Here is a 15,798-nt window from a genome sequence, read left to right on the forward strand (position 1 = left end):
CGGCGCCCTCGAGCAGAGCTGCCGCAGGCCCCCCCCCGCCCCCCCCCCCCCCCCCCCCCCCCCCCCCCCCCCCCCCCCCCCCCCCCCCCCCCCCCCCCCCGCGACCGGCGCGGGAGCGGCGGCGGCCTCCTCGGCGGCCTCGCTGCCCGCCGCGTCCTCGGGAACCGCGGCAGCCGCGGTGACCCCGGTGACCCCGCCGTCGCGGGAGCCGGACGCGGCGGCGGTCTCGGCGACAGCCGCGGCGGGCGCACGACCGCTCCCGTCACCGGACAGCTCGGCCACCTCGGCGCGGCACCCGTCCAGCTGCGCGCGCAGCTCCTCGTTCTCCGCGTTCAGGCGGCGCAGCTCGGCGACCACCTCGTCGAGGAAGTCGTCGACCTCGTCCTGCGCGTACCCCTCGCGCACGCGGGTGGGGTGGAAGCGCTTGTTGACGACGTCTTCCGGACTGAGCGGCATGGCAGGGCCTCCACCGTCTCGGCCGCCCCCGGCGGACGGCGGACCTCGTCACCGTAGCGGAGCGGCACCCGCGCGCCCGGGAGGCCGCGACGGTGGCTGGACGTCCGGCGGGAGGTCAGGCGTCAGGTCGGGGCGCTCAAGCCACGGCGGCCATGCGCTGCAGCACCGACAGCAGGATCGAGCACGCGATCGCCAGCACGAGGAACGCCAGGTCGAGCTGGACGGCGCCCAGGCGCAGCGGCGGGATGACGCGCCGCAGCGTCTTCAGGGGCGGGTCCGTCACCGTGTAGACGGCCTCGGCGAACACCAGCACCGCCCCGCGGGGGCGCCACTCGCGCGAGAGGGCCTGCACCCAGTCCAGCACCAGCCGCCCGATCAGGCAGAGGAAGAAGATCAGGACGATCAGGGCCAGGAACGAGAAGAGCGCAGACACCCGGTCATCCTGCCTGACGGACGGTGGTCGTAGAGGTCGTCACGACGGCGCAACGCCCCGCGGGACCCGCGGGTTCCGGCCGCTCACCCGTCCGGCGGGCCTCACGACTGGTTGAAGAAGGTGCGCTCCTGGGGACGCTCCTCCTCCTGCGAGGCCACCTCGACGTTCTGCGGCGACAGCAGGAAGACCTTGTTGGTGACGCGCTCGATCGAGCCGTGCAGGCCGAAGACGAGGCCGGCGGAGAAGTCGACGAGCCGCTTGGCGTCGCTGTCGCTCATGTCCGTGAGGTTCATGATGACCGGCACGCCGTCGCGGAAGCTCTCCCCGATGGTCTTGGCCTCGTTGTAGGTGCGGGGGTGGATGGTCGTAATGCGGTGCAGCTCCGGGCCGCTGGACTGCTGGACCACGTGGGCCACCTGCCTCCTGATCGGGGTCACCTGACCGGTGGTCTCCGCGCGCCCCGGCACCTCGGCAGGCTCCTCGCGCACGCGGTGCTCGACGCGCACCTGCTCGCGCGGCTCGGCGCGCACCTCGCGCACGGGCTCGGCGCGCGCACGGGTGGCCTCGGGCTCGTCCTCGGCGTAGCGGTCGTCCTCGGCGAGGCCGAGGTAGACCATCGCATTGCGCAGCGCGCCGGCCATCGCAGGCTCCTCGAGTGCTCGTCAGCTGGTGGTGCACGGTTCTTCTGCCGGGGCCGACCGGGGGCGGGCGGCTGCCCGGACGTTACCGCGGCGCCGGGCGCGGGCCGAGCACCGCGCTGCCGACACGCAGGTGTGTCGCCCCGGCCGCCACGGCCTGCTCCAGGTCGCCGCTCATGCCCGCCGACAGCCCCGTCGCCGACGGGTGGTCGCGGCGCAGGGCGAGGGACAGCTCGTGCAGGACCGCGAAGGCGCGGGCCGGGTCCACGTCCCGGGGAGCCACGGCCATGAGACCGGCCAGGCGCAGGGCGTCCGCCCCCGCCACGGCCTCGGCCAGGGCGGGCACGTCGGCGGCCACCGCTCCCCCGCGGCCCGGGTCGGCGTCCTGCCCCAGCGCGGGCGCGAGGTCCACCTGCAGGAACACGTCCAGCCGGCGCTGCGCGTCCTGCGCGGCCCGGTCCAGCGCCCCCGCCAGCCGGGCGCGGTCCACCGAGTGCACGGCCGCCGCGTAGCGGGCGACCGAGCGGGCCTTGTTGGTCTGCAGCTGACCCACGAAGTGCCAGCGCGGCGCCGCGGGCCCCAGCTGCGCGGCGACGTCGGCGGCCTTCGCCGCCGCCTCCTGGTCGCGGTTCTCCCCCACGTCGGTGACCCCGAGGCCGACCAGCTCGCGCACGTCCCGGGACGGGAAGTGCTTGGTCACCACGACCAGCGTCAGCTCGCCCGGGTCGCGGCCGGCCGCGCGGGCCGCGGCGCCCACCCGCCCGCGCACGGCCCCCAGGCGCTCGCGCAGCTGCTCGGCGCGGGCGGCCGTGTCCTCGACGGCGCTCACGGCGCGCCGGGCGCGTCCAGGACGACCGCGCCGCCGGAGCGGCCGGTCGTCCCCGAACGCCGGTAGGAGAACAGGGCGGGGTCCTCGACGGTGCACCCGCCGACCCGCGCCACGTCGCCGGCCGGCACGCCCGCCGCCGCGCACTGCGCGAGCACGCCCGCGGGGACGTCGACAGCCGCTGTGCCCCAGCGGGTCCGGGCGCGGGCGGCTGGCACGGCCGAGGCCACCGCGGCCGCCATCGGCTCGGGCACCTCGTAGCAGGCGCCGCACACCGACGGGCCCAGGCGCACCAGCGGGCGCCGGGCACCCAGGTCCCGCACCGCCGCGAGCAGCGCGGGCACGACGCCGGCCACCAGGCCGGGGCGCCCGGCGTGCGCGACGCCGACGACACCGGCGTCCGGGTCGGCGACCAGGACGGGCACGCAGTCGGCGACCACCACGGCCAGCGCGACGCCCGGGTCGGTCGTCACGAGGGCGTCGGCCTCCGGCGGGTGGGCCGCCAGCCGCTCCGCGTCCGCGGCGGGCACGTGCACGACGTCCGCGCCGTGCACCTGCGTGGGCACGAGGAGGACCCGGGCTCCCAGGGCGCGGCGCAGGGCGTCGCGGTGCCGGGCCACCCGGCCGGGGTCGTCGCCGACGTGCGCGCCGAGGTTCAGCCCGGCGAAGTCCCCGCCGCCCGCCTCACCGCCGGCCCGGGTCGTGAAGCCGCCGCGCACCCCCGCCGGCAGGCCCGCGTCCAGCAGGGGCGCGGGCGCGGCCCGTCCCCGGGTCGCGGCGCCCGTCGCGGTGGCGTCCGACGTCACTTCAGGAAGTCGGGGACGTCGAGGTCCTCCTCCTCGACCCGGCCGCGGCCGGGACGGCGGGTGGCGCCGGCGTCGGTGTTGGGCAGCTCGATGATCCGCGGCACCTGCACCGGGTCCTCGCCGGGCACCACGTGCGGCGCCGGCTGCTGCGCGTACGCGGGCTGCTGCGGCTGCTGCGGCGCCGGCTGCTGCTGCTGGGGCGCCTGCTGGCCGTAGTGCTGCGGCTGCTGCGCCGACGGCGCGTAGTGCACGGGCTGCTGCTCGGGCGCGGGCGCCTGCTGCGGGGCCTGCTGGGGCGCCTGATGCTGCGGGGCCGCCTGCTGCTGCCAGGCGTCCTGGCGGCCGCTGCGCGGGGGCACGGCGGCCGACTGCGGCACCGCGCTGCCCTGGGGCGAGCGGCCGGGCGCCTGCTGACCCAGGGCGCGCTCGTCGCGGCGGCGCACCGGGCTGCCGCTGTCGAAACCGGCGGCGATGACGGTCACGCGGACCTCGTCGCCCAGGGCGTCGTCGATGACGGCGCCGAAGATGATGTTGGCCTCGGGGTGCGCGGCCTCCTGGACCAGCCGGGCGGCCTCGTTGATCTCGTACAGGCCGAGGTCGGAGCCGCCCTGGATGGACAGCAGCACGCCGTGAGCGCCGTCGATGCTGGCCTCCAGCAGCGGCGAGGAGATCGCGCTCTCGGCGGCCTGGATCGCCCGGTCGTCGCCGCGCGCGGAACCGATGCCCATGAGGGCGCTGCCGGCACCCTGCATGACGGACTTCACGTCGGCGAAGTCGAGGTTGATCAGGCCCGGGGTGGTGATGAGGTCGGTGATGCCCTGGACGCCGGACAGCAGCACCTGGTCGGCCGACTTGAAGGCGTCGAGGATGCTGACCTGCTTGTCGCTGATGGACAGCAGCCGGTCGTTGGGGATGACGATGAGGGTGTCGACCTCGTCGCGCAGCTCGGCGATGCCCGACTCGGCGCTGTTGGCGCGGCGGCGGCCCTCGAAGGTGAAGGGGCGGGTGACGACGCCGATGGTCAGCGCGCCCAGGGAGCGGGCGATGCGGGCGACGACCGGCGCGCCGCCGGTGCCCGTGCCGCCGCCCTCGCCGGCGGTGACGAAGACCATGTCGGCCCCCTTGAGGACCTCCTCGATCTCCTCGGCGTGGTCCTCGGCGGCCTTGCGGCCGACCTCGGGGTCGGCGCCGGCGCCGAGACCGCGGGTGAGCTCCCGGCCGACGTCGAGCTTGACGTCGGCGTCGCTCATGAGCAGCGCCTGCGCGTCCGTGTTGACGGCGATGAACTCGACGCCCTTGAGGCCGACCTCGATCATCCGGTTGACCGCGTTCACCCCGCCGCCGCCGACGCCGACGACCTTGATGACCGCTAGGTAGTTCTGCGGAGCTGCCACGTCGAGTGCCTCTCGCCTCTTTCGCCGATGCCGTGCGTCGCTCCGGGAGGACCCGGACCGTTCCTTCAACCTTCACCCTCAGGTAGAGGGTCAACGTTATGTCATGTTCTGCTGGTGGAGGACCGTAGGGATCCGCAGGCTCCGCGTGCAACCGCCGCCCCGGCGTGTCGCCGAAGGACTTGCCGCAGGACACCGGATCGGCACAACTGAGGGCCCACACCCTCGAGCGGTGGTCGAGGGTCAGGAGACCGCCGGCACGTCGGGCGCCGACACGTCCACGCGCTGCGCCGAGGCGACGTCTTCCTCCTCCAGCATCCGCTGCAGGACCTCCGCCTTGCGCTCGGGGCGCTCCACCCCGCCCCACACGACCTCCGGGCCCTCCCGCAGCCGCAGCAGCACCTCGTCCGGCGAGCGGGCCGAGATGTCCGCCACCCGGTCGCGCACCACGGCCGGCAACGACGCGTTGACGTCCAGCGCCGCCTGCAGCGACCCGGGCAGCGCGCTCCCCACGTCCACGCTGATGAGCGGGACGCCCGGTGGCGGCACCGGCTCGGAGACCAGCACCCGGCCGGCGCCGTCCACGAGGTCGACACCGCCGTCGCGGCTGGGCACCGCCGCCACGGCCTGGCGCTCGGCGACCTCGACGACGAGCGTGTCCGGCCACTCCCGGCGCACCTGCGCAGACTGGACGAGCGGGAGCCCGCCGACCTCGGCGGCCAGGGAGCCCGCGGGGACGGCGGCCAGCGGGCGGCCCACCTGCGCCTGCACGACCCGCTCGACGAGCGCGACGTCGGTGCGCGCCGTCCCGGTCACCCGGACCTGCTCCACCCGCAGCCACGGCGAGCCCAGCAGCACCCAGCCGGCCAACCCGAGGAGCGCCACCAGCGGGAGCGCCACGGCGAGCAGGCGGCGCGGGCGACGACTGCCGGACCGGCGCGCGGGCAGGTCGGCGACGCGGTCCGGGCGCCGGGCGCCCGCGGCCGGCCGCACCGTGCCGCTCCCCCGCCCCGCACCACCGCGGGCACGACCGTCCGCACGGGCGTCCCTGCCGGTGCCCGCCTCGCGGCCCGTGCGAGCGCCGCGGGCCGGACCGGGGGCACCGGCGCGTCCACCGCCGGCGCGCTCCTCGGACGCCGGCGCCGGACGCGGCACCCGGCGGGCAGCGGGTGCGCCCGCCGACGGGCGGGCGGGACTCGCGCCGCCGGCCGCGCGCACGGCGCGCCGGCGCCGGGCCGGCCCCTGCACGGCGCCGGGCGGCGGGACGAGCTGGGAGGCGTCCAGGGCGTCGCCGCGCGCGGGGTCCACCGGAGGGCCGCCGGCCGCCCGGGGACCCGGCGCCGGGCTCGCGGGAGGGGTGCGGGGGCGGGTGGGGCGCGCCACTACGCCTGCCCCGGTCCGGCGGCCAGCCGCTCCAGCACGCGCGGCCCGAGCCGGGTGACGTCACCCGCGCCCACGGTCAGCAGCAGGTCGCCCGCGCGCAGCAGGCCGTCCAGCAGCTCCAGGGCGGCGTCGGCGCCGGGCACGTGGTGGACGCGGTCCGCCGGCAGCGGCACGGCGTCGGCCACCAGCGCCCCCGTCACCTCCGGGTCCGGGTCCTCGCGGGCGACGTAGACGTCGAGGACGAGGACGACGTCCGCCAGCGCAAGCGCCCGCGCGAACTCGCGCGCGAACGTGCGCGTGCGACTGACCAGGTGCGGCTGGAAGACGACCACGACGCGCCCGTCGCCCGCGACGGGGCGCGCCGCGCGCAGGAGGGCCTCCACCTCGGTGGGGTGGTGGGCGTAGTCGTCGACCACGCGCACCCCGCGCGCCTCGCCCTTGCGCTCGAAGCGGCGCCGGGCGCCGCCGAAGGAGGCCAGCCCGGCCAGGACCCCGTCGGCGGGGGCGCCCAGCCAGCGGGCGGCGGTCCAGGCGGCGGCCGCGTTGAGCACGTTGTGCTCGCCGGGCACGGCCAGCCGCAGCTCGTGGGCGCCGTCGCGGTCGTGCAGGAGCGCCGTCGGCTCCGCGCCGACGGCGACGTCGCTCAGGCGCACGTCGGCGCCGGCGGCGCGGCCGTACGTCAGGACCGCCCGGCCCGCGCGGCGCACGTCCTCGGCCAGGGCCCGCGAGCCCGGGTCGTCCGCGCAGGCGACGAGGACACCGCCGGGCAGCACCCGGGCGGCGAAGTCGGCGAAGGCCGCCGTGACGGCCTCCGCGGTGCCGTAGTGGTCCAGGTGGTCCGGCTCGACGTTGGTGACGACGGACAGGACGGGCGCGTAGGCCCGGAAGGAGCCGTCCGACTCGTCGGCCTCGGCCACGAAGACGTCGCCGGTGCCCTCGCGGGCACCGCCGTCGCTGCCGCCGACCAGCTCCCCGCCCACGGCCGAGGACGGGTCCAGTCCCGCGGCGCGCAGCGCGACGACGAGCATGGAGGACGTCGTCGTCTTGCCGTGCGTGCCCGCGACGGCCACGCCGCGCCGGTCCGCCATGAGCGAGGCCAGCGCCTCCGAGCGGTGCAGCACCCGCAGCCCGCGCCGGCGGGCCTCGACGAGCTCGGGGTTGCCCGGTCGCACGGCGGAGGAGACGACGAGCGTGTCGCCGGGGCCCAGGTCGCCCAGGTGCGCGGCGTCGTGCCCGACGTGCACGCGCGCGCCGAGCGCGCGCAGGCCGTCCAGGACCTCCGAGTCGGCGGCGTCGCTGCCCGAGACCACGACCCCGCGGGCGGCCAGCAGGCGCGCCACGCCCGAGACGCCCGCGCCACCGATCCCGACGAGGTGGACGCGGCCCAGCGCGGTGACGGGCACGGGCGCGGCGGTGCCCGGGGCGCCGGTGCCCGCGTCAGCCACGGACCCGCTCCTGCGCCCCGGAGGCCGCGGCCTCCACGAGGTCGGCCAGGCGCTCGGCCCCGTCGTGCACGCCGAACCCCGCGGCGGCGCGGGCGGCCACCGCCCGGCGCTCGCCGTCCACCAGCAGGGGCAGCACGCGCTCGCGCACCACGGCCGCGTCGAAGCGGGCGTCGTCCACGAGCTCGGCGCCGCCGGCGGCGACGACGCCCTCGGCGTTGCGCCGCTGCTCGCCGTTGCCGATCGGCAGCGGCACGTACACCGCGGGCAGGCCCAGGGCGGTCAGCTCGGCGACCGTCCCCGCGCCGCTGCGGCACACCACGAGGTCGGCCGCCGCGTAGGCGGAGGCCATGTCGTCCAGGTACTCGCGCACCAGGTAGCGGGAGCGGTCGACGCCCGCCGGCAGCGGCACGCCCTTGCCGCGGCCGCTGGCGTGCAGGACCTGGGCCCCGGCGGCCAGCAGGTCCGCGGCGGCGTCGGGCAGCACCTGGTTCAGGCGCTGCGCGCCCAGGGAACCGCCCGTCACCAGGAGGGTGGGGGCGTCCGGGTCCAGGCCGAGGGCGCGCCGGGCCGCCGCGCGCCGCTGCGCGCGGTCGGGCGCGGCGGCCAGGTCGGTGACCTCCCGGCGCAGCGGCATCCCGGTGCGCACCGCGCCCGGCAGCGGGGTGCCGGGGAAGGTGACGGCGACGGACCGGGCCCAGCGGGCCCCGAGGCGGTTGGCGACACCGGGCAGGGAGTTCTGCTCGTGCACGACGACGGGCACGCCGGCGCGGCGCGCGGCCAGGTAGGCGGGCACGGCCACGTACCCGCCGAAACCCACGACGACGTCCGCGGACGAGCGGGCCAGCGCGTCCGAGGCGGCGGCCACGGCCGCGCGCAGGCGCCCCGGCAGGCGCACGAGGTCCAGGGACGGCTTGCGCGGCAGCGGGACCCGCGGCACGACGGCGAGCTCGTAGCCGCGCTCGGGCACCAGCCGGGCCTCCAGCCCCTCGGCCGTGCCGAGGACGAGGAAGCGCGCGCCGGGCCGCCGGGCGCGCAGGGCGTCGGCCGTGGCCAGCAGCGGCGCGACGTGACCGGCGGTCCCGCCGCCGGCCAGCAGGACGGACAGGCTCACGAGGACCTCCGGCCGCGGCTGCGGTCGGGGGCGCCCGCGCCGCGCCGCGGCAGGACGGCGAGCGAGCGGCGCACGACCGACTCGCGGGCGCGCAGGGCTTCCGGCGCACCGGGTTCGGCGCGCGCGAAGGACAGCAGGACCCCGATGGCGAACAGGGTCAGGACGAGCGCCGAGCCGCCGGCCGAGATCAGCGGCAGCGGCACCCCGATGACCGGCAGCAGGCTCAGGACGACGGCGATGTTCAGCAGCGCCTGACCGATGATCCAGGTGCCGAAACCCACGACGGCGACCTTGACGAAGAGGTCCTGCGAGCGACGCACGAGCCGCACGCAGGCCAGGGCGAACGCCCCGAACAGCGCCAGGACGGCGAGCGTGCCGGGCAGGCCCAGCTCCTCGCCCAGGATGGCGAAGATGAAGTCGTTGTGGGCCTCGGGCAGCCACTGCCACTTCTCCCGGCTGGCGCCCAGGCCGAGGCCCCACCAGCCGCCGGAGGCCAGGGCGTACTGGCCCTGCACGGGCTGCCAGGCCAGGCCCTGGATGTCGGCCGTGGTGGCCGGGGACTCGGTGAGCCAGTGCGCGACGCGGTTCATGCGGTTCTGGCTGCTCAGCACGAGGGCGGCCGCGACCACCGCGCCCGCGCCGCCGGCGAGCGCGAAGAACCGCGCCGGGACGCCGACCACCCACAGCATCCCGGCGACCATCACCATCATGACGAGGGCGGTGCCGAGGTCGCGCTGCAGGATGACGAGCCCCGTGGTCAGGGCGCAGCTGGGCAGCAGCGCGCCCAGCAGCTGCACGGGCTTGTGCAGGACGTCGCGCTTGCGCACCAGGGCGAGCGCGCACGACAGCACGAGCGCCACCTTCGCCAGCTCCGACGGCTGCCCCTGCAGCGGGCCGAGCACGATCCAGTTGCGGTTGCCCTTGACCTCGTGGCCGATGCCGGGCACGAAGACGGCGAGCATGAGCACCGTCGAGACGCCCAGGACCGGCAGCGCCAGGCGCGACCAGGCGCGGGCGGGCACCCGGCTGGCCACCAGCAGGCCGAGGGCGCCCAGGACGGCGAAGGTCGCCTGGTTCTTGAACAGCGTGAACTGGGAGCCGTAGATCCGCAGGGACTCGACGCTGGAGCTGGACAGCACCATCACCAGGCCGATGACCACGAGCAGCGCCGTGGTGGCCAGCAGGATGTGGTGGGTCGCCAGCGGGGAGTCCAGCAGGCGGGTGCGCTCGCGCACCCACGCGTCGACGGCCTCCAGCCGGGCGTGGCGGGAGCGGGCGGGCGGGGCGGCCCGCGTCGACCCGCGCGGGGCGCCGCGGGAACCGGTGCCGGGAGGAGTGGTGGTGGCCACGGCTCAGCGCCCCGTCGCCCGCCGGCGCACGGCGGCGGCGAACTCGTCACCGCGGTGGGCGTAGGAGACGAACTGGTCCATCGACGCGCACGCCGGCGCGAGCAGGACGGTGTCGCCGGGGCGGGCGAGCTCCGCCGCGCGGGCCACCACGGCGTCCATCAGCGCGGGGGCGGCGGCGACCCGGGGGTCGGTGGGCGCGTCGGCGCCGGGGGCTGCAGCGGGCACCCCGGCAGTCTCCGGGAGGTCCACCTCGACGACCGGGACATCGGGGGCGTGTCGGGCCAGCGCCTCGCGCAGCACGTGCCGGTCGGCGCCCAGGAGGACCACGGCGCGCAGGCGCTCGCGGGCACCGGCGACGAGGTCGTCGAACCGGGCGCCCTTGGCCAGCCCCCCGGCGATCCAGACGACGTCGCCGAACGCGGCCAGCGACGCGGCCGCCGCGTGCCCGTTGGTGGCCTTGGAGTCGTCCACCCAGCGGACGCCGTCGAGGTCGGCGACGCGGGCGACGCGGTGCGGGGCGGGCACGAACCCGCGCACGCCGTCGCGCACCGCGGCCTGCGGGACGCCGTGCGCGCGCGCCAGGGCCGCGGCGGCCAGCACGTTGTCCACGGTGTGCGGGCCGGCGGGCACGCCGTCGCGCTCCAGGTCGGCCAGCGTGCACAGCTCGGCGGCGCTGCTGCGCCGCTCCGGCACGAACGCCCGGTCGCACAGCACGTCCTCGACGACGCCGAGCATCCCGACGGCGGGCACGCCGCGGGTCAGGCCGATCGCGCGGGCGCCCTCGACGACGTCGGCGTCGCGCACCAGCTGCAGGGTGCGCTCGTCGGCGTCGTGGTAGACGACGGCCCGCTCGGTGTTCTCGTACACCCGGCCCTTGGCCAGCGCGTACGCGTCCATCGAGCCGTGCCAGTCCAGGTGGTCGGGCGCGACGTTGAGGCAGGCGGAGGCCAGCGGGCGCAGCGACGCCTCCGTGTCGGTGGACAGCCAGTGCAGCTGGTAGCTGGACAGCTCCACCGCGAGGACCTCGTAGCCCTCGGGGTGGCGCATGGCCTCCACGAGCGGGGTGCCCACGTTGCCGGCCGAGGCGGCCTTCAGCCCGGCCGCGCGCAGCACCGCGACCGTCAGCTCCACCGTCGTCGTCTTGCCGTTCGTGCCGGTCAGCGTCAGCCACGGCGCGGCGCCGGTCTCCGGGCGCATCCGCCAGGCGACCTCCACGTCGCCCCACACCGGCACCCCGGCCAGTCCCGCGCCGGCCAGCAGCGGGGAGTCGGGCCGCCAGCCCGGGGAGGTCACCACGAGGTCGACGGCGCCCCAGCCGTCCGGCGGGGCGGCGAGGTGCTCGGGGCCCAGGTGCGTTCTCGCGCCCAGGACCTGGAGCAGCTGCGCCCTCTCCCGCTGCTGCTCGCCCGCGGCCGCGTCGACGACGACGACCTCGCAGCCGGCCTCCAGCAGGGCGTCGGCCACGGCGAAGCCGGACACGCCCAGACCGAGGACCAGCGTGCGCAGCCCCGCCCACGGCGAGCCGGCGTGCCGCAGCGCCCGCACCCGGTCGGTGTCGTCCGCGCGCGGCGACGGGTTGCCCAGCCAGCCGTCCGCCGCGCTGCGCCCCGTCATTCGCCGACCACCCACTCCGCGTAGAACAGCCCGAGGCCGAGCGCCACGAAGAGCCCGGCGATGATCCAGAACCGGATGACGATGGTGACCTCGCCCCACCCCGCCAGCTCGAAGTGGTGCTGCAGCGGGGCCATCCGGAACACCCGTCTGCCGGTGAGCTTGAAGGAGCCGACCTGCAGGATCACCGACAGCGTGATGAGCACGAACAGGCCGCCCAGCACGACGAGCAGCACCTGGGTGCGCGACAGGATCGCCAGGCCCGCCAGGGCGCCGCCCAGGGCCAGCGACCCGGTGTCGCCCATGAAGATCTTGGCGGGGCTGGCGTTCCACCACAGGAACCCGAAGCAGGCCCCCATCACGGCCGCGGCCACCACCGCCAGGTCCCGCGGGTCGCGCACCTCGTAGCAGCGGCGCTCGATCTCGGTGAGCGTGGCGCAGTTCTGGTTGGACTGGAACGTCCCGATGAGCACGTACGCGCCCAGCACCATCGTGGTCGCGCCCGTGGCCAGCCCGTCCAGGCCGTCGGTGAGGTTGACGCCGTTGCTGACCGCGGAGGTGATGACCAGCGCCCACACGACGAACAGCAGCGTGCCGCCCACCGTGCCGGCGAACGCCAGGTCGAAGCGGGTGTCGCGCAGGAACGAGATGTTCGTCGAGGCCGGGAACACGCCGTCGGCGGAGGGGAACTGCAGCGCCAGGACCGCGAACGCGATGCCGACCAGGCCCTGCCCGGCCAGCTTCGCCTTCGGCCGCAGACCCAGGCTCTGCTTGCGGGAGATCTTCAGGAAGTCGTCGAGGAACCCCACGACGCCCAGGCCGGTCATGAGGAACAGCACGAGCAGCCCCGAGGCCGTCGGCGGCCGCCACAGCACCAGGTGCGCCACCGCGTACGCCAGCAGGGACGCCAGGATGATGACGGCCCCGCCCATCGTCGGGGTGCCGCGCTTGACGTGGTGGGTGGTCGGGCCGTCGTCGCGGACGAACTGCCCGTAACCGCGGTGGACGAGCCAGCGGATGTACAGCGGGGTGCCGAACAGGGCGACGACGAGCGAGACGGCGCCCGCGATGAGCACGATCCTCACGCGCGCGCCCCCGTCGCCGCCGCCAGGCGCTCGGCCAGCGGGCCGAGACCGGCGGAGTTCGACGCCTTGACGAGCACGACGTCGCCGGGGCGCAGCTGCTCGCGCAGGAACTCCTCCGCGCTGGCGACGTCCGGCGCGAAGGCCGCCTCGTCGCCCCAGGAGCCCTCCATCACGGCGCCCGTGTACGCCGGGCGCGCGCCGGCGCCGACGACGAGCAGGCGCGAGACGTCCAGGCGCACCGCCAGGCGGCCCACGGCGTCGTGCTCGTCGCGGGAGGTGTCCCCCAGCTCGAGCATCTCCCCCAGCACCGCCCAGGTGCGGCGGCCGCCGGCCATCGCCACGAGGGCGCGCAGCGCGGCGCGCACCGAGTCGGGGTTGGCGTTGTAGGCGTCGTGGACGACGGTGACGCCGTCGGGCCGCTCGGTGACCTGCATGCGGCCCGGGCTGCGCGGCTCGGCGGCCGACAGGTCCCGCGCCACGTCGTCGAGGTCACGGCCGGCGACGAGCGCCACCGCCGCTGCGGCCAGCGCGTTCGGCACCAGGTGCTCGCCGTGCAGGCGCAGCGCCACGGGCGCCCGGCGGCCGTGCGCGACGAGGGTGAAGGAGGGGCGGGCGAGGTCGTCGAGGACGACGTCCTCGGCGCGCACGCCGGCGCCCGCCTCGAGGCCGAAGGTGAGCACGCGGGCGCTGGTGCGCGAGGCCATGGCGGCCACGCGGTGGTCGTCGGCGTTGAGGACGGCCGTGCCGTGCGCCGGCAGCGCCTCGACGAGCTCGCCCTTGGCGCGGGCGGTGACCTCCAGCGAGCCGAACTCCCCGACGTGGGCGGCGCCCACGTTGAGGACGACGGCCACGTCCGGCGGCGCGGTGCGGCACAGGGCCGCGATGTGCCCGGGACCGCGCGCGCCCATCTCCGCGACGAGCACGCGGGTGTCCTCCGTGATGCGCAGGACGGTCAGCGGCACGCCGACCTCGTTGTTGTAGCTGCCCTGCGGGGCGACGACGTCGCCCAGGGGGGCCAGGACCTGCGCGAGCAGGTCCTTGGTGGTCGTCTTGCCGGCCGAGCCGGTGACCCCGACGACGAGGGGCCCGGCGTCGGGCCCCTCGGCGCGCAGCCGGGCCAGCACGCCGGCGGCCAGCGCGCCCAGCGCCGCCTGGCCGTCGGCCACGCGCACCACCGCCGCACGCGCCGGGTCGCCCTGCGCCGGGGCGGCCAGGCCCAGGTCGGCCGGGTCGCGCTCGGACAGCACGACGACGGCGCCGGCGTCCACCGCGGCGCGGGCGTGCTCGTGCCCGTCGGTGCGCTCCCCGCGCAGGGCGACGAACACGGCGCCGGGGGCGGCCAGCCGCGAGTCGACGACCACGGGACCGGTCACCCGCGCCCGCGGGTCCCCGGCGACCACCTCGCCGCCCACCAGCTGCGCGACGTCCGCCGCGCTCAGCCCGATCACGCCCTACCTCCCCGCACGTCCACGTCCACGTCCTCGTCCACCGGGCCCGTCCCCGAGCCCTCCGCGCGCCCGTCCTGGTCGCGGTGCCACGCCAGCAGCGCCTCGCGGGCCACCTCGCGGTCGTCGAAGGGGTGCACGACCCCCGCGACCTCCTGACCGGTCTCGTGGCCCTTGCCGGCCAGCAGCACCGTGTCCTGCGGACCGGAGCAGCGGGCCAGCGCCCCGGCGACCGCCGCGCGCCGGTCGGGCACCTCCAGGACCTCCACGGCCCCCGCGGCGGCCGCCTCCCGCGCACCCGCCAGGACCGCGGCGCGCACGGCCGCCGGCTCCTCCGAGCGGGGGTTGTCGTCGGTGACGACCACGACGTCGGCGCCGGTCGCGGCCACCCGGCCCATCACGGGCCGCTTGCCGCGGTCCCGGTCGCCGCCCGCGCCCAGCAGGCACACCAGGCGGCCGGGCGTCTGCGCGCGCAGGGTGGCCAGGACGCGCTCCAGCGCGTCGGGCGTGTGCGCGTAGTCCACGACCACGAGCGGCTCGGGCGCACCCGTGCCGACCGGCTGCATGCGCCCAGGCACCCCGTCGGCGGCGGGCAGACCGCGCTCGACCTGCTCGGCGTCCAGACCGGCGGCCAGCGCCGCCACGGCCGCCAGCGCGGCGTTGTCGACGTTGAAGCGCCCGGGCAGGCCGACGCGCAGCCGCAGGCGGGTGCCGTCGCGGTGGCGCAGGGCGAAGGAGCTGCCCGCCCGCTCGGCGACGACGTCCGCGACCGTCCAGTCGGCCGCCCCGCCGCCGTGGCCGTCGGCGTGGTCGCCGCCGCGGCCGGTGGCGTCGGCGGTCGCGTCCTCCGTGGCGACGGTCGTCACGGGCAGCCCGGCCGCCGACGCCAGCTGCGCCACGCGCGCGCCCCAGCCGCCCGGCGCGTCTACGGCGACGACGGCGGCGCGGGCGCGCGCCGGGGTGAACAGGGACGCCTTGGCGAGGAAGTAGTCCTCGACGGTGCCGTGGAAGTCCAGGTGGTCCTGGCTGAGGTTGGTGAAGACGGCCACGTCGACGACCAGGCCGTCCACGCGGTGCAGCGCCAGGGCGTGGCTGGAGACCTCCAGCGCGCAGCCGCGCACACCGGCGTCGACCATGCGCCGCAGCAGCGCGTGCAGGTCGGGCGCCTCCGGGGTGGTGCGCACGCTCGCCACGCGCTCGCCCGCCACCCGCGTCTCCACCGTGCCCAGCAGGCCGGTCGTCCAGCCCGCCGAGCGCAGCAGCGCCTCCACGAGGTACGCCGTGGTCGTCTTGCCGTTCGTGCCGGTGATCCCCACGGTCGTCAGACGGTCACCGGGACGCCCGTGCACCAGGGCCGCCACCTCGCCGAGCACGGCGCGCGGGTCCTCGACCACCCAGGCGGGCAGGCCGGCGGCCGCGACGTCGGCGGCTCCCGCGGGGTCGGTCAGGGCCAGCCGGGCGCCGGCGGCCGCGGCCTGCCCGGCGAAGCGGGCGCCGTGCGCGCGGGCACCGGGCAGCGCCGCGTACAGGTCGCCGGGGGCCACGCGCCGGGAGTCGAGGGTGACGCCGGTGACGGGGGCGCCCGCCCCGGGTGCGGCTGTCGAACCGGCCGGCCGGGGCTGCGCGCCCAGGAGCCGGGAGACGTCGCCCACGGTCGCCGCCCCGCGGGCGCTGCCGCCGGCGGGGTCGTCGGTCATCGGCACGGGGGGAGGTTACCCGCCCGCACGGCCCGCCCCGGCGCGACGCTCCCGGTCACCGCGGCAGCACCGCCACCGGCCGCGCGGGCGTGGGCCGACGGGGGACCTGACGGGGGACCTGA

14 protein-coding genes are annotated in these 15,798 nt (G+C 77.6%); all 14 read right to left on the minus strand.

What is annotated here, in order from left to right; all coding sequences use genetic code 11:
• A partial coding sequence (locus ACRYMY_RS13415) for a DivIVA domain-containing protein (RefSeq protein WP_432547761.1) occupies positions 1 to 456 on the minus strand: 456 nt, incomplete at its 3' end.
• A gap of 136 nt (positions 457 to 592) precedes the next feature.
• Entirely contained in the window at positions 593 to 889 is a 297-nt protein-coding gene (locus tag ACRYMY_RS13420; RefSeq protein ID WP_432547762.1) for a YggT family protein, read from the minus strand.
• Positions 890 to 990: 101 nt separating this feature from the next.
• A complete protein-coding gene (locus ACRYMY_RS13425) occupies positions 991 to 1,530 on the minus strand; it encodes a cell division protein SepF (protein WP_432547763.1) in 540 nt (179 codons plus the stop codon).
• A gap of 82 nt (positions 1,531 to 1,612) precedes the next feature.
• Positions 1,613 to 2,356: a YggS family pyridoxal phosphate-dependent enzyme gene (locus ACRYMY_RS13430; RefSeq protein ID WP_432547764.1), complete on the minus strand. Its 744-nt coding sequence runs from the start codon at positions 2,354 to 2,356 to the stop codon at positions 1,613 to 1,615.
• On the minus strand, positions 2,353 to 3,159 hold the full coding sequence (locus tag ACRYMY_RS13435) for a polyphenol oxidase family protein (RefSeq protein WP_432547765.1): 807 nt from the start codon (positions 3,157 to 3,159) through the stop codon (positions 2,353 to 2,355). Before ACRYMY_RS13435 ends, ACRYMY_RS13430 begins: the two co-directional genes overlap by 4 nt.
• Positions 3,156 to 4,553: a cell division protein FtsZ gene (gene ftsZ, locus ACRYMY_RS13440; protein WP_432547766.1), complete on the minus strand. Its 1,398-nt coding sequence runs from the start codon at positions 4,551 to 4,553 to the stop codon at positions 3,156 to 3,158. The genes ACRYMY_RS13435 and ftsZ overlap by 4 nt, the downstream gene beginning before the upstream one ends.
• A gap of 240 nt (positions 4,554 to 4,793) precedes the next feature.
• Complete coding sequence (locus ACRYMY_RS13445; protein ID WP_432547767.1) at positions 4,794 to 5,543, minus strand: cell division protein FtsQ/DivIB; 750 nt, start codon at positions 5,541 to 5,543, stop codon at positions 4,794 to 4,796.
• 389 nt (positions 5,544 to 5,932) lie between these two features.
• Complete coding sequence (murC, locus tag ACRYMY_RS13450; RefSeq protein ID WP_432547768.1) at positions 5,933 to 7,378, minus strand: UDP-N-acetylmuramate--L-alanine ligase; 1,446 nt, start codon at positions 7,376 to 7,378, stop codon at positions 5,933 to 5,935.
• The gene (murG, locus tag ACRYMY_RS13455) at positions 7,371 to 8,483 is read right to left on the minus strand and encodes an undecaprenyldiphospho-muramoylpentapeptide beta-N-acetylglucosaminyltransferase (RefSeq protein WP_432547800.1); all 1,113 of its coding nucleotides are present in this window, start codon (positions 8,481 to 8,483) and stop codon (positions 7,371 to 7,373) included. Before murG ends, murC begins: the two co-directional genes overlap by 8 nt.
• A 2-nt stretch (positions 8,484 to 8,485) precedes the next feature.
• Positions 8,486 to 9,838, minus strand: coding sequence for a putative lipid II flippase FtsW (gene ftsW, locus ACRYMY_RS13460; protein WP_432547769.1), 1,353 nt, complete (start codon positions 9,836 to 9,838; stop codon positions 8,486 to 8,488).
• A 3-nt stretch (positions 9,839 to 9,841) separates the two neighbouring features.
• Positions 9,842 to 11,452 (minus strand): UDP-N-acetylmuramoyl-L-alanine--D-glutamate ligase, encoded by a 1,611-nt coding sequence (gene murD, locus ACRYMY_RS13465; protein ID WP_432547770.1) that lies wholly within the window; start codon positions 11,450 to 11,452, stop codon positions 9,842 to 9,844.
• Complete coding sequence (gene mraY, locus ACRYMY_RS13470) at positions 11,449 to 12,534, minus strand: phospho-N-acetylmuramoyl-pentapeptide-transferase (RefSeq protein ID WP_432547771.1); 1,086 nt, start codon at positions 12,532 to 12,534, stop codon at positions 11,449 to 11,451. The genes murD and mraY overlap by 4 nt, the downstream gene beginning before the upstream one ends.
• Positions 12,531 to 13,982 (minus strand): UDP-N-acetylmuramoyl-tripeptide--D-alanyl-D-alanine ligase, encoded by a 1,452-nt coding sequence (locus ACRYMY_RS13475; RefSeq protein WP_432547772.1) that lies wholly within the window; start codon positions 13,980 to 13,982, stop codon positions 12,531 to 12,533. Before ACRYMY_RS13475 ends, mraY begins: the two co-directional genes overlap by 4 nt.
• A complete protein-coding gene (locus tag ACRYMY_RS13480) occupies positions 13,979 to 15,676 on the minus strand; it encodes a UDP-N-acetylmuramoyl-L-alanyl-D-glutamate--2,6-diaminopimelate ligase (RefSeq protein ID WP_432547801.1) in 1,698 nt (565 codons plus the stop codon). The genes ACRYMY_RS13475 and ACRYMY_RS13480 overlap by 4 nt, the downstream gene beginning before the upstream one ends.
• Positions 15,677 to 15,798: the final 122 nt, after the last annotated feature.

This window comes from Kineococcus haloalkalitolerans (assembly GCF_050871905.1).
Classification (GTDB): Bacteria; Actinomycetota; Actinomycetes; order Actinomycetales; family Kineococcaceae; genus Kineococcus.

Bases quoted from the DNA above. Each gene is read 5' to 3' on its own strand.
- ACRYMY_RS13425 (WP_432547763.1), bottom strand. From the start codon at position 1,530: ATGGCCGGCGCGCTGCGCAATGCGATGGTCTACCTCGGCCTCGCCGAG.
- murD (WP_432547770.1), bottom strand. From the start codon at position 11,452: ATGACGGGGCGCAGCGCGGCGGACGGCTGGCTGGGCAACCCGTCGCCG.
- ACRYMY_RS13480 (WP_432547801.1), bottom strand. From the start codon at position 15,676: ATGACCGACGACCCCGCCGGCGGCAGCGCCCGCGGGGCGGCGACCGTG.